General features: G+C 45.2%; 11 protein-coding genes. 4 read left to right on the forward strand and 7 right to left on the reverse strand.

What is annotated here, in order from left to right; translation table 11 throughout:
* Positions 1-146: 146 nt before the first annotated feature.
* From lolE to lolC, 3 genes are read right to left on the reverse strand one after another with little or no spacing between them, the layout of a single operon-like run.
* Positions 147-1,391 carry a lipoprotein-releasing ABC transporter permease subunit LolE gene (lolE, locus tag L3V33_RS14665; protein ID WP_146457267.1) on the reverse strand — a complete coding sequence of 415 codons (1,245 nt, stop codon included), beginning with the start codon at positions 1,389-1,391 and terminating at the stop codon, positions 147-149.
* Positions 1,392-2,084 (reverse strand): lipoprotein-releasing ABC transporter ATP-binding protein LolD, encoded by a 693-nt coding sequence (lolD, locus tag L3V33_RS14670; RefSeq protein ID WP_017083246.1) that lies wholly within the window; start codon positions 2,082-2,084, stop codon positions 1,392-1,394. It lies immediately after the preceding gene.
* Complete coding sequence (lolC, locus tag L3V33_RS14675; RefSeq protein WP_237290709.1) at positions 2,077-3,285, reverse strand: lipoprotein-releasing ABC transporter permease subunit LolC; 1,209 nt, start codon at positions 3,283-3,285, stop codon at positions 2,077-2,079. Before lolC ends, lolD begins: the two co-directional genes overlap by 8 nt.
* Before the next feature lie 227 nt (positions 3,286-3,512).
* Here lolC and L3V33_RS14680 point away from each other — a divergent pair, with 227 nt between their 5' ends.
* From L3V33_RS14680 to L3V33_RS14695, 4 genes are all read left to right on the forward strand, one after another.
* Positions 3,513-4,082, forward strand: coding sequence for a hypothetical protein (locus L3V33_RS14680; RefSeq protein ID WP_004736257.1), 570 nt, complete (start codon positions 3,513-3,515; stop codon positions 4,080-4,082).
* 6 nt (positions 4,083-4,088) lie between these two features.
* Positions 4,089-7,550, forward strand: a complete 3,462-nt coding sequence (gene mfd, locus L3V33_RS14685; RefSeq protein WP_237290710.1) for a transcription-repair coupling factor — start codon at positions 4,089-4,091, stop codon at positions 7,548-7,550.
* A gap of 63 nt (positions 7,551-7,613) precedes the next feature.
* Positions 7,614-8,381 (forward strand): peptidoglycan binding protein CsiV, encoded by a 768-nt coding sequence (locus tag L3V33_RS14690; protein ID WP_017086100.1) that lies wholly within the window; start codon positions 7,614-7,616, stop codon positions 8,379-8,381.
* A 130-nt stretch (positions 8,382-8,511) separates the two neighbouring features.
* Positions 8,512-9,057 carry a GNAT family protein gene (locus L3V33_RS14695; RefSeq protein ID WP_146457261.1) on the forward strand — a complete coding sequence of 182 codons (546 nt, stop codon included), beginning with the start codon at positions 8,512-8,514 and terminating at the stop codon, positions 9,055-9,057.
* 95 nt (positions 9,058-9,152) lie between these two features.
* Here the strand turns inward: L3V33_RS14695 and L3V33_RS14700 are convergent, their stop codons facing one another.
* The 4 genes from L3V33_RS14700 to lpoB form a co-directional block, all read right to left on the reverse strand.
* Positions 9,153-10,442 (reverse strand): NAD(P)/FAD-dependent oxidoreductase, encoded by a 1,290-nt coding sequence (locus tag L3V33_RS14700; protein WP_004736261.1) that lies wholly within the window; start codon positions 10,440-10,442, stop codon positions 9,153-9,155.
* A 511-nt stretch (positions 10,443-10,953) separates the two neighbouring features.
* The gene (gene ycfP, locus L3V33_RS14705) at positions 10,954-11,493 is read right to left on the reverse strand and encodes an alpha/beta hydrolase YcfP (protein WP_065205567.1); all 540 of its coding nucleotides are present in this window, start codon (positions 11,491-11,493) and stop codon (positions 10,954-10,956) included.
* Positions 11,494-11,601: 108 nt separating this feature from the next.
* Positions 11,602-12,456 (reverse strand): phosphotransferase, encoded by an 855-nt coding sequence (locus L3V33_RS14710; RefSeq protein ID WP_237290711.1) that lies wholly within the window; start codon positions 12,454-12,456, stop codon positions 11,602-11,604.
* A 205-nt stretch (positions 12,457-12,661) separates the two neighbouring features.
* The gene (lpoB, locus tag L3V33_RS14715) at positions 12,662-13,252 is read right to left on the reverse strand and encodes a penicillin-binding protein activator LpoB (protein WP_004736264.1); all 591 of its coding nucleotides are present in this window, start codon (positions 13,250-13,252) and stop codon (positions 12,662-12,664) included.
* Between the last annotated feature and the right edge of the window lie 46 nt (positions 13,253-13,298).

A 13,298-nucleotide genomic window follows, 5' to 3' on the forward strand; every position in this document is an offset into this window, starting at 1 on the left:
GAACTCTGCAAGATTGACATGTAACGAAAGTCGTAAAGAACACGAATTGAATTCAATAAAAAAGGATCCCATCAGGGATCCTTTTTTTGTTTATGCCGTTACTCTATCGCGCAACGTGACGTTTACTTAGAGCATTACTTCGAAAATCACTTCGAGCTAAGCACCGAGGCTGGGTTTAGCTTAGCTGCTCGTGAGGCTGGGTACCATGTAGCCAGTAAGCTCAACACAATCGCAGTACCGGAAACCACAACAACATCCGTCATATCAAGTTGTGATGGCAAGAAGTCGACAAAGTAAATATCACCGGACAAGAATTGATGATCGACCAACTTTTCGAGCCCTTTGATAAGCGTAGTGAGATTAAGCGCCACCAAGACACCTATCGCACTCCCGACTAAGCTGCCTAGCACACCCGAGAATACGCCCTGCCAAACAAAGATGCGTTTAACAAGGCCGTCTGATGCGCCCATGGTTCTTAAGATCGCGATCTCCGATGCTCTGTCTTTTACTGCCATCATTAAGGTCGAGACAATATTGAAACAAGCAACACCAATAACCAGTACCATCACCAGATACATAATGGTGCGAACCAACTGAATATCTCGGTACAAGAAACCAAACTTCTGTTGCCAACTGCGCAGGTACACATACACATCGAGCTGGTTACCCACTTCACGTACAATTGAGTTCGCGTTCAGCACATCGGTCACTTTTAAAGAAACTCCAGTTACGGCCTCGCCTAGGTTTGCATAAGCTTGAGCATCGCCAATCGGGATTAGCGCCAAGCTATGGTCTATCTGGCCATTAAGCGTCAACAAACCGACCACTTTAACGCGTACACGCTTCGGTGCTTGCACCTTCACTGAACCATTAACAGTGGGAATCATCAAAGTCAGATAGTCACCGACTTTCGCGCCAAGCACGTTAGCCACACCAGAACCTAAGATGATTTGTTGTTGCCCTGCTTTAAACTCACTCCAAGCTTGTTTGTCTATGAAACTAGAAAGGCTAGATACCTGCTTCTCAAGTTGAGGATCAACACCGCGAACTTCAATTGCTTTGAGTTCTTTGCCCTTTTCAGCAAGCGCGGTAATTTTTACATAAGGCGCAGCCGCTACAACTTTATCATTTTTCACCGACTGCTCAATCACGTGCTCCCAGCGAGTCACTGGTTCATTGACACCCTCGAATTCACCATGTGGAATAACGGAAAGTACACGCGACTCAAGCTCTCGCTCAAAGCCATTCATCGCAGACAAACCAATGATGATCACGGCCACACCAACGGCAATACCGATCGTCGAAGACAAAGAGATGAACGACACCATTTTGTCTCGTTGTTTCGCTCGGCTAAATCGGCCACCTATCAATAGAGATAAAGAAGAAAACACTTAGCTCTCCTCTTTTTCTACGTTGACCAATAAACCATCTTGCATGTGAAGTTGGCGATCCATCTTACCTGCAAGTTCACCATCATGAGTTACTACCAAAAAGGCCGTGTCGTACTCGCGGTTTAGTTCACGCATTAAGTCGTAAATAGACAGTGCTGTGTTGTGATCAAGGTTGCCGGTAGGTTCATCCGCCAACACCAAAGCCGGCTTATTCACTAAAGCTCGAGCAATCGCCACACGCTGCCTCTCGCCACCAGAAAGCTCTGAAGGTCGGTGGTCAACACGATGACTCAATCCAACTTTATCCAACAGACGTTGCGCCTCTTCTTTTGCTTTAGCTGGCTTTTCACCACCAATCAGCAGCGGCATTGCCACGTTTTCTAACGCTGAAAAGTCCGAAAGAAGGTGATGGAATTGATAGACAAAGCCAAGATGCTGGTTGCGAAGCTTCGCCTGCTTATTTGAGCTCAAAGATGCTAAGTCTTGTCCGAGAAAGCTCACGCTCCCGTCAGACGCATCATCCAATGCCCCTAAAATATGCAATAACGTACTCTTACCGGAACCAGAGGTACCAATAATAGCGACTAGCTCACCCTTTTCGATTTCAAAGCTGACTCCCTTGAGAACCTCAGTATCTAACGAGCCTTCACGGTACGTTTTACGGATATCATTACATTGAAGAAAATTACTCATAACGAAGGGCCTCAGCAGGTTTCACAGACGATGCGCGATAAGATGGGAATACAGTGGCAATCAAGCTAAGTGCAATAGCCAGAACCACAACAACGGCGATTTGAATTGGGTTAATTAAAATTGGCAACTGTCCACCAAATGAAAACAGAGCAACGCCCATCGCCTCTAAAATAGTATTGAGGTTCATCGCTAGAGCAACGCCTAACACGCCACCTGATAGGGCACCAATCACGCCGCTACTTGCGCCTTGAACCATGAATATCCCCATAACTTGACCATCGGTCATGCCTTGGGTTTTAAGAATAGCCACTTCAGACTGCTTCTCCATCACCACCATGATAAGTGCCGAAATAATATTGAAAGCTGCAACACCGATGATCAGACCAAGCATTAAGCCCATCATGTTTTTTTCCATTCGAACGGCCTGGAATAGTTCACCACGTTGGTCTCGCCAATCACTCCACAACCAACCTTCAGGTAACGGTTGACTAGACAGTTTCGCCACTTCAAACGGGTCTTCAAAGAACAAGCGCCAGCCTGAAATGGTATCGGATTTATAGCGCATCAAACGCCCAGCATCTTTAATATCTGTCACCATCAGTTGAGCATCAATATCAGATCCTGTATTGAAGATGCCGGCTACCGTGAAATTTCGCTGGCTAGGAATACGTCCGAGCGGTGTGTATTGACTGGCACTGGTCACCATCAGGCGAACTTTGTCACCCATAGATACCTTCAAATTTCTCGCCAAGGTATGGCCAAGAAATAGCTGATACTGGCCAGCTTTGAGTGAAGACAGTCTACCTGCAATCAAGTGGTTCTGAAGAGGGTCATCTGAATTAGGTTTAATGCCGATCAACAGACCTGCAGATAACTGAGCAGGACTTTGAATTACCGCTTCGCTGCGAACAATAGGTTCAACGTGACCATTGAGCGACATTTGCTCTGCAAAATTAGGTGCTTGAGCAGACAGTGACGTTGTGCCTCCTTGCTCGTAAACGACGGCTTGAGGAAGGACTCCGAGAATTCGGTCTTTTAACTGCGCTTCGAATCCATTCATTACCGATAAAACAGTAACCAAAGACAGCACACCAATGGTGATACCTGCCGTCGACATATAAGAAACAAAACGGCTAAAGCGATCACCTGAACGACCTTTCAAATAACGTAGGCCAACAAACAATGAAATAGGATGAAACATACTTTGAACCATCTAAAGGAGATGCGGGTTAATGTAACGGGTATTGCCGTTACTGTGTAGGGGTTAATTGAAAATATAGAGTGAATTAACTCAATTAGTTAGGCTTGAAAAACAGAACCTTGTCAAATAGCCAACTTTCAAACAACTATTTGAGACTTTCAATTAACTGACCTTGATTACTGCGGCCACATAGCGATAATCAATAGATCACTTCAAGGAACTAACGCATGACAGAACAAGAGTTTTTCACCGTTCACCACAGCCTCACCGCGAATATTGAACCAATGGACAGCGGCTTCACTTTACCTTCTCAAATTCAATTCGAATCTGAGATCCCTGCCCCGTTTGTCGTGGCAAGTGAATTTAGCCAATTGGATCTATTAGCTGACAGTGCTCGCAACGAACTGAAAAACAGCGACTTGAAGAATGTCATCAGTTTATTGGATGCACAGAACTCTAAATTAAACCTCTTGTTGAGCTTTATGTTATCGCAACAAGATGATGAACAATTTCGTACCCACACGTATTCATTTGGCGCGAGTCAGTTCTCTTGTTTTTCCAAAACAGATATCGAAGCGGGTCGCTTAGTTAAAGCCAAGCTCTTTATCGAGCACCCTGCCGCCGCTATTTATTGCTACGCGGAAGTCTTCGCTAGTGAACCTAAAGATTCAGGTTTCGAAATCAAATTCAAATATGCTCATCTTCGTGATACTGACCAAGACTTGCTGATCAAAGCTGCGCTTCATCAACAACAAAAGCTCTTACGTCAACGCTCTCTAGAACGAGATAACAAGTAAATAGACATGACAAAACAATCCATTTTTACACTACCTAAGCTCAAAGGTGCCGGTGATAAAAAACACATCGGTAACCTAGTTGGTTCATCTCTCGCGCTTGCTATCGCTAGACTTGCGGAGCAGCATAACAGCCATACTTTACTTGCAGTGCCCGATCCTCAAATCGCACTCAAGCTTCAATCAGAAATTGAGCAGTTTACGTCACATGAAGTGGCACTATTCCCTGATTGGGAGACTCTGCCATACGACAGCTTCTCACCGCACCAAGAGATCATTTCTGACCGTATCGCTCGCCTTTATGCACTGCCAACGTTAAAAGATGGCATCACGATCGTACCGATCAGCACGCTACTACAACGTCAGTCGCCACGTGACTTCTTGTTGCAGCACACCTTAATGGTGAAAACAGGCGATCTGTACTCGTTAGAGAAGCTGCGTCTTCAACTTGAAAAATCTGGCTATCGTTACGTAGACCAAGTGTTTGGCCCGGGTGAGTATGCGAGCCGAGGTTCAATTCTCGACTTGTTCCCAATGGGCAGCAAAGACCCGTATCGTATCGACTTCTTCGATGACGAGATCGACACCATCCGTACTTTCGATCCTGAAAATCAGCGCTCTATCGAAGACATCTCTGAGATCCGTTTGCTGCCAGCTCACGAGTTCCCAACTTCTGAAGGTGCTATTGAAGATTTCCGCATTCGCTGGCGCCAACAATTTGATGCGCGCCGTGAACCAGAATCGGTTTATATGCAGGTTTCAAAAGGTACTTGGCCCGCAGGTATTGAATACTGGCAGCCGCTGTTCTTCGACCATACTGAAACCTTGTTTGATTATGTTGCCGATGAAGCGCAAATCCTCGTTCTAGGTGATGTCGAGACTGCGGTAGATTCATTCCTAACAGACGTTTCTCATCGATACGAACAACGCGGTGTCGATCCATTACGACCACTGCTGAAACCTGAACGACTTTGGCTACAAAAAGACGAACTGTTCGCACATTTCAAACAAAAGCCACAGGTCAATCTGAGCTTAGATTTAATTGAAGAAAAAGCCGGACGTACCAACCTTCCGGTTGTATCTCTGCCTGATCTCAGCGTTCAACATCAGAATAAAGAACCTTTGTCTAACCTAAGAAAGTTCACTGAAGCCTTCGACGGCAAAGTGGTCTTTTCGGTTGAGTCTGAAGGCCGCCGTGAAGCATTGAGTGAATTGCTTCGAGGCATCAAAGTTCGTCCAAGCGAAGTTGAAAACCTCGACGCGGCGATTAAAGGTAAAGATAAATTCAGCCTGATCCTAGGTTCGGCTGAGCATGGTTTTATCCACGAAGAGCAAAACATCGCCCTTGTCTGTGAAAGCGACCTGTTAGGTGATCGCGTTGTACAACGTCGTAAGAAAGACAAGAAAAGCGTTAACAGCGACACTGTAATTCGTCACTTAGCCGAACTTAAACCGGGTCAACCTGTTGTTCACATAGACCACGGTATTGGTCGCTACATCGGCCTGCAAACTCTAGAAGCCGGTGGCATGAAAACCGAATACGTAACGCTTGAGTATCAAAATGATGCCAAGCTCTACGTGCCCGTTGCATCTTTGAACTTAATTGGCCGTTACTCTGGTGGCGCTGAAGATTCCGCACCGCTACACAAACTTGGCGGTGAAGCATGGCAGAAAGCTCGTAAGCGCGCCGCAGAGAAAGTCCGTGACGTTGCAGCCGAACTGCTTGATGTTTACGCTAAGCGTGAACTAAAACCGGGCTACAAGTTTGTACTCGATCGTGGCCAATACGCGACCTTCAAGTCTGGCTTCCCGTTTGAAGAAACGGATGACCAAGCAATGGCCATCAATGCTGTTATGTCGGATATGTGCCAAGCAAAAGCCATGGATCGCTTAGTGTGTGGTGACGTTGGTTTTGGTAAAACCGAAGTCGCGATGCGCGCGGCATTCGTATGTACCGACAACAGCAAACAAGTGGCTGTGTTAGTACCAACGACGCTACTTGCTCAGCAACACTTTGAAAACTTCCGAGACCGTTTCGCGAACCAACCGATACGTGTCGAAGTTCTGTCGCGATTTAAATCAGCTAAAGAACAGAAATTGATCATGCAAGATGTTGCCGACGGTAAGGTCGATATCTTAGTGGGTACTCACAAGCTGCTTTCCAGTGACCTTAAGTTTAAAGACCTTGGCTTGTTAGTCGTCGATGAAGAACACCGCTTCGGTGTGCGCCAAAAAGAGAAAGTGAAGGCGATGCGCGCGGATGTCGATATCCTCACGCTAACCGCGACACCGATTCCGAGAACGTTGAATATGGCAATGAGCGGTATGCGAGATCTTTCCATCATCGCCACACCACCCGCACGACGCTTAGCAATAAAGACTTTTGTTCGCGAGAGTGATGACGCAATAGTCAGAGAAGCGGTACTGCGTGAAATCATGCGTGGTGGTCAAGTTTACTTCCTGCACAACCAAGTCGACACGATTGAAAAGACGGCTGAGTCACTGCAAAAACTGATTCCAGAAGCACGTGTCACCGTTGCCCATGGTCAGATGCGAGAGCGAGAGCTAGAACGCATCATGAATGACTTCTATCACCAGCGTTTTAACTTGCTAGTGTGTACAACCATCATAGAAACAGGTATCGACGTACCAACGGCAAATACCATATTAATGGACAGAGCCGATAACCTTGGTTTAGCGCAACTGCACCAATTGCGTGGGCGTGTGGGTCGATCTCACCACCAAGCTTATGCCTACTTGCTAACACCTCCCCCGAAAGCAATGACCAAAGATGCCGTCAAGCGATTAGACGCCATTGCTTCCCTTGAAGACTTAGGTGCAGGCTTTACGCTAGCAACCCATGACTTAGAGATTCGTGGTGCAGGTGAACTACTCGGTGATGAACAGAGTGGTCAAATCCAGTCGGTTGGCTTTACGCTTTACATGGAGATGCTTGAACAAGCGGTTGAAGCATTGAAAGAAGGTAGAGAGCCATCGCTTGATGACCTACTGCGTGAACAAACTGAAATTGAGATGCGCCTGCCGGCACTGTTGCCTGATGACTACATCCCAGACATCAATACACGTTTGTCTACCTATAAGCGTATTGCGAGTGTGAGTGACACGGACGAATTGGCCGAGTTGAAAGTCGAGCTGATTGATCGCTTCGGCCTTCTGCCTGATGCTACCAAGAACTTGTTGTCAGTTTCTGAGCTAAAATTAGCCGCGGCGTCAATCAAAGCGAAGAAAATTGAAGCTCACGATAAAGGTGGATTCTTAGAATTCTACCCAGATGCTGACATAAACCCGGCCTACCTTGTTAAACTGTTGCAATCTCAACCGCAAAAGTTTTCAATGGAAGGACCAACAAAGTTCAAGTTTACGATACCATTGGTCGACAGACGGAAACGAATTCAATTTGTTAGTGATTTATTGGGCGAATTCAGACAGAACTTGCTGCCTTCAGCATAAGACCCAATCCACTTGCACATATAAATTATCCAGCCGATAGATCGGCTGGAAGACGGAGTAAAAATGAAAAGACTGATCCCACTGCTACTATTGTTCGTCTCACTGCCAAGTTTGGCGCAGAGACAATTTGATATAGAAGTGATCATTTTTAAGCGTGCTGTTGATGCAGAAAAAGTGAATGAATCTTGGCCTAACACACAGCCTAAGATTTCACTTGAGCGCGTTGGTTCATTTCAAGACACCCAATACCGAGCAAAGAAAGGCGTACAAATGCTGCCTTACTCGGAATACAAGTTAACGCCTCAGAAAGACAAACTACGTAAACACGCTGGTTTTGAAGTGCTAATGCATACCGCTTGGCGTCAGGGCGACCAAGGTAAGAGCTCGGCACCTGTATTCCACATTCAAGCAGGTAAAGATTTCTCAAAAGACTTCAACGCTGACGGTTCAGAGAAAGGTGCAGTAACTGCAGCAAATACTGATGGCTTCAAAGAAGAGACCATTGATAAGCCACTGTACGAATTAGACGGCAAGCTACAAATCTACGTTCAGCATTACCTCTACGCTGAAACAACATTGGATTTAAAAGCGCCGAGCGTTCGTGAAGTGACTCTTCAAGAGCAACAAATCGAGCTAGACTCACCAGTAAGTGGCGCCGAAAGCAATGTTCAAGTGGGCAACCTCACTGAGATTTCTCCCACGGTTGAAGTGGAAGAGTTCCTTAAGAGCTACCGCATGGACCAAAAACGTCGTATGCGCAGTACTGAGACTCACTACCTTGATCACCCGCTTCTTGGCATGGTGATTCAAGTTCGACGTGTGGCGCAATAATTAGCATAATAAGAATAGCTCAGTAACTCAGCTATTCTTATGCATTCAATACGCCCTCCATTGTGAGGGCGTTTTATTAGTACAGGCTATATTCACGCGGTACTTACTTATACGTTACTTGGTACGTCCTATGAGCCCTGACTTTCAGATCAATACACAAAATCTCAGCCTCAAAATTATTGAAGCCTCAAACGCTCAAGAATTTTCGCAGCTAGTTAAGTCCTCCCCGAGTTTATTGCCATGGCTCGACTGGTGCCACGACGAGTTTTCTATCATCGAGGCCGAGAAATTCATTCTGGCGACTCGCTTAAACTGGGTTAAAGCCGAAGCGTTTGGCTTTGGTATCTTCGAGCGAAAAAGCGATAAGTTAGTCGGTATGGTGGCCATTAATGAGCTTTACCACACCTTTAACATGGCAAGTTTAGGTTATTGGGTGGGTGATGAATTTCAAAGAAAAGGGATAGCCAAGGAAGCGATGATTGCCTTATTTGAATTTTGCTTTGCACTGCTCAAGTTAACGCGTTTGGAGATTGTCTGCGATACAGAGAACCTACCCAGCCAAAAGCTGATCGAGAAATGTGGCGCTGAACGTGAAACCATTGCTAAGAATCGCTTTATCTTTAACGGTAAGCCGAGAGATGGCGTGGTTTACTCCGTATTACCTCCAACCTCTTAAGTAGGCTAAAACAACACGTAGTCGACACGATCAAAAAAGAGCTCCGAAGAGCTCTTTTTTATTATCAGCGTAATAACCTTAGAAGGCTTACCTGATTAGTGAAGCTTTAGGTTTGGACGAAGTACACGGTTAATACGACCAACTAACATCATCAGCGATGTTTTAATTAGTCCGTGAAGTGCCATCTGGTGCATACGGTACAAAGAGATGTAAACGATACGAGCAATACGACCCTCAACCATCATCGAACCTTTAGTTAGGTTACCCATCAAGCTACCTACCGTAGAAAATCGGCTTAGCGAAACAAGTGAGCCTTTATCTTTGTAGATGTAATCTTTCAGGTCGCGGCCGTTTAACTTAGCAATGATATTGCTAAACGCACAACTTGCCATCTGGTGAGCCGCTTGTGCACGTGGTGGAACGAATGAACCATCTGCTTGCGTACATTGCGCTAAGTCACCAATAGCAAAAATGTTGTCATCAAGCGTAGTTTGTAGCGTATTTTTCACAACCAACTGGTTGATACGGTTCGTCTCAAGACCACCGATATCTTTCATGAAATCTGGCGCTTTAATGCCTGCAGCCCAAACCATGATTTGTGCTGGGATCTTCTCACCATCTTTAGTCGTTAGGCCGTCAGCATCAGCTTGTGTAACCATTGTAGTCGTACGCACAGTTACACCAAGCTTCGTAAGCTCAGAGTGCGCTGCGCTCGAAATACGAGGAGGTAGGGCTGGAAGAATACGCTCACCCGCTTCAACAAGGTTAACGTTCAGCTTGCTTGAATCTAGATCGCCAAAGCCATAAGTACGAAGCTCTTTAACCGCGTTGTGCAGTTCTGCAGAAAGCTCAACACCTGTCGCGCCAGCACCAACAATAGCAATATCCACTGTGCCTTGGCCGTTCTTAGCGTGAAGCTTTAAGAACTGGTTGTTCATTTCTGTACGGAAACGGTGCGCTTGCTCTGGACTATCAAGGAAAATACAGTTGTCGCGAACGCCTGGTGTGTTGAAGTCATTTGACGTTGAACCTAGCGCCATCACAAGAATATCGTATTCAAGTTCACGGCTTGGCATAAGCAGTTCACCGTGATCATCTTTCAGTTCGCTCAGAGCGATCACTTTACGTTCACGATCGATGTCGTTCAGGCTGCCCATTTGGAAATCGAAGTAATGGTTTTTTGCGTGTGCGCGGTAGCTTAACGCATCAACACCCTCGTCCAATGAACCCGTTGCTACTTCATGAAGTAATGGTTTCCATAGGTGGCTTGCTTTACGGTCTACCAGAGTAATCTGGGCACGCTTTTTACGACCTAAAGTGCGGCCTAGCTTAGTTGCTAGTTCTAAACCACCAGCACCACCGCCTACTACGATAATTTTTGTCACAATGACAATCCTCTACAAAATGAATAAATGGGGTTCGGCTCGATTACTCCAACCGATAAATTCTATGTATCTACTCGGCCTTGAATGCGAAGGCTGTTACAAATTGGATTACTGCGAAAAAGAATAACGACAGCTCACCGAGTAGTTAGAGGGGTTACAAGCAACAAACATTGGCTTGCAGCTTTGCTCACGTGGATAAAAAAGGTGACTACCTGAGAGGTAGAGCACAAATAATGGGCAAGTTTTATCACTCGCTCTCAATTTTTCTTGATATTTATCAAAATATTTTGCTTGGGAACATTATATATAGCAAAAAGATGACCGCAACAAAAATCCTTGCCCACAATGAGGATTCGCGGCGAATTAGTTAACGTTTGCGCAAACTTATCTATAAATGCTCAAACTCTTCGAAAAAATAGCTACAACCATTTGATTAATGTTCGGCTCTTGAGTTCAGATGTAAAAAAGCAGCACTCAATTGAGTGCTGCTTTTATAAAACAACTGGAATAATTAAGCGTTTTTAAACGCTTTCATTGTCTGCAAGTGCTGAGAGATTTTTTTGAACTTATGACTCTCTTTTTCGTCCCAGATGACATCATAATAATCTTCTAACGCGTCAGCTGTTTTGGTATTGTCGTGAATCTCATCTTCACGAGAAAGCACCACTAAGCAGCGACCTTTGTTCTTCATACGATATTGAGCAACACACTTAGTCGCGATGTCTTCGTACTCTTCTGGACGGTCAATTCGACCTACCATGTTGTTCTCAGGGTGCAGATTCGGGTTGAACACCACCTGCTTAATACCACATAAGAAACCAATACGCTCAGACCAAAAACCACCTAAGCCTACACCACAAATGATCGGATGCGGGTCATCGGATTGCTCTATCACTTTATGCACTTCTTTTAGCAAATGTTGCATATCGTGTTTTGGATGCAAAGTACTGTAGTTGATGAAACGAACGTCATCATCAATGAATTGCAACTGCAGTATTTTTTCGTGATTGCCCGGGCTAGTTGAGTCGAAGCCATGTAGATAAATAATCATTAGTACCTCCTTGTTGAATATTGGTACGTTTTAATTAATCTAACATGAAAAATAAGGTTTTAAAGGGAACACGAACGAAATTATATTTTTCACTTCCTAAACGTGATCCTAGCTACATAAAGTGTGACTCAGCGCCTCTGCTTCACGCAGATAACTTTCATCTCCCCAGAGCTGATGAGCAAGTAAATACCACAGCATCGCCATCATTTGGCTTCTTGGTAACCATGCTTCTACCCCATCAAGCCAAGGTTGGACATCATGGATGCCTCGCAGCTGACAGTACTTGTTTACGGCTTCAGCAACTGGTAATCCTGCAACAGCAATGGTCAGTGTAAGATCAAGTCTAGGGTCTGCTAATGCTGCATATTCCCAATCAATAATCTTAATCCCATCGCTATTTCTCACTAAGTTATAACCACCTAAATCAAAATGGCACAAAGACAGGTCAACATTTGTAACACTCGGTGCTACTCGCCACTCTTGGTAAATTTTAGTGCAGGCTTCCGTCTTATGAACAGAATCAAGCTGCAGCCAGTAATGATCGACTCGCGCTGTGAAACTGAACGGTTGGAGCGGCAATCGCGCGGTATTCACCAAATGCACCGAGATCAGAGTCTTCAACAAATCATCAAGCTCTAAGCCTTCGTAAAGCGTCTCACCCACAATCCATTCAACCAATAAGCCTTGCTCATTAACCACTATTGGACTTGGTCCAATACCTAGACGCTCAATTGCGGAAAGCACTTGATACTCCTCATGACGAGAGATGAAGAAGGCTTTGGTGATGGAAGTGATGGGCCGCCAAACATACGCAGTACCATCAGCATCAACCAACTTCCAACATCGATTGGTCAAACCGCCGGTCAGCGTTTGCGCTCTAACAGGTGGCTCAGAAAAGTATCCATCAAGCGAACTCAAACTGGTATCAAGAAGCTTGGCTTCAGACCAAGAAAAAATTGCCATATTTACTCCCTATAAACGTCTTAACTTCCCTATAAACGTCTTCATTTCCCTACAAAAAAGACACTGACCAAAAGCCAGTGTCTCTTCATAAGCAGCACATCATCCACTGCATTGGCGTGTAACCAAGCTATGTGTGGCCAAGCTATGCGCTGCCAAGACTAAACGCTGTCAAAACTGGCTGCGTTTAGTTGGCAAGTAAGCGAAATTAAAGGCCCAATAGGCTCTTAGATTGTTGCTTACGGATTTCAGTCTCGTCAGCCCATTCAATCAAGCCAGACTCAAGATCCATTAGACGCATCGTCATTTTGTAGTAAACGTCTTCGTCGCTACCGTCTTTCTTAACGATGCTTGATAGGTTGCCGTACAGCATGTATTGAGCACCGACCATTTTACCGAATTGAATTGCTGAGCTTTGGTTTACAAGCTCATCATTGTTTTGGAAGTTCAATTGGTCACGAACAGACTCTACACGGTCCATATCAACGAAACGGAACTTACCAGAGTTCAGCATTTTAGTACTGATAGTGTCAGTGATTGACTCAGTATCGATGTGCTCACTTGTCTTGTTCTTGATTCGCTCTACGAACACGATTGGACGTTGCTCACGAGTAATGTAAGACACTGAACCAGACGCCATCATGCTATCGACCATTTCACCCGCAATCGTTTGAAGGTCAGTTGAACCGAAATCGATTGTCGTGGTTTCTACTGCTTGTGCATCACCGTAGCTTACCTTGTTTGAACAACCGCCTAAAATAACCGCTAAACCTAGTAGCGCAACGACACTCTTTTTCATTTTGTTTCCTCAACTTATCACTGAGTGGGGTTACCCTCACTCTTAA

This window comes from Vibrio sp. A2-1, from assembly GCF_021728355.1.
Classification (GTDB): domain Bacteria; phylum Pseudomonadota; class Gammaproteobacteria; order Enterobacterales; family Vibrionaceae; genus Vibrio; species Vibrio splendidus_K.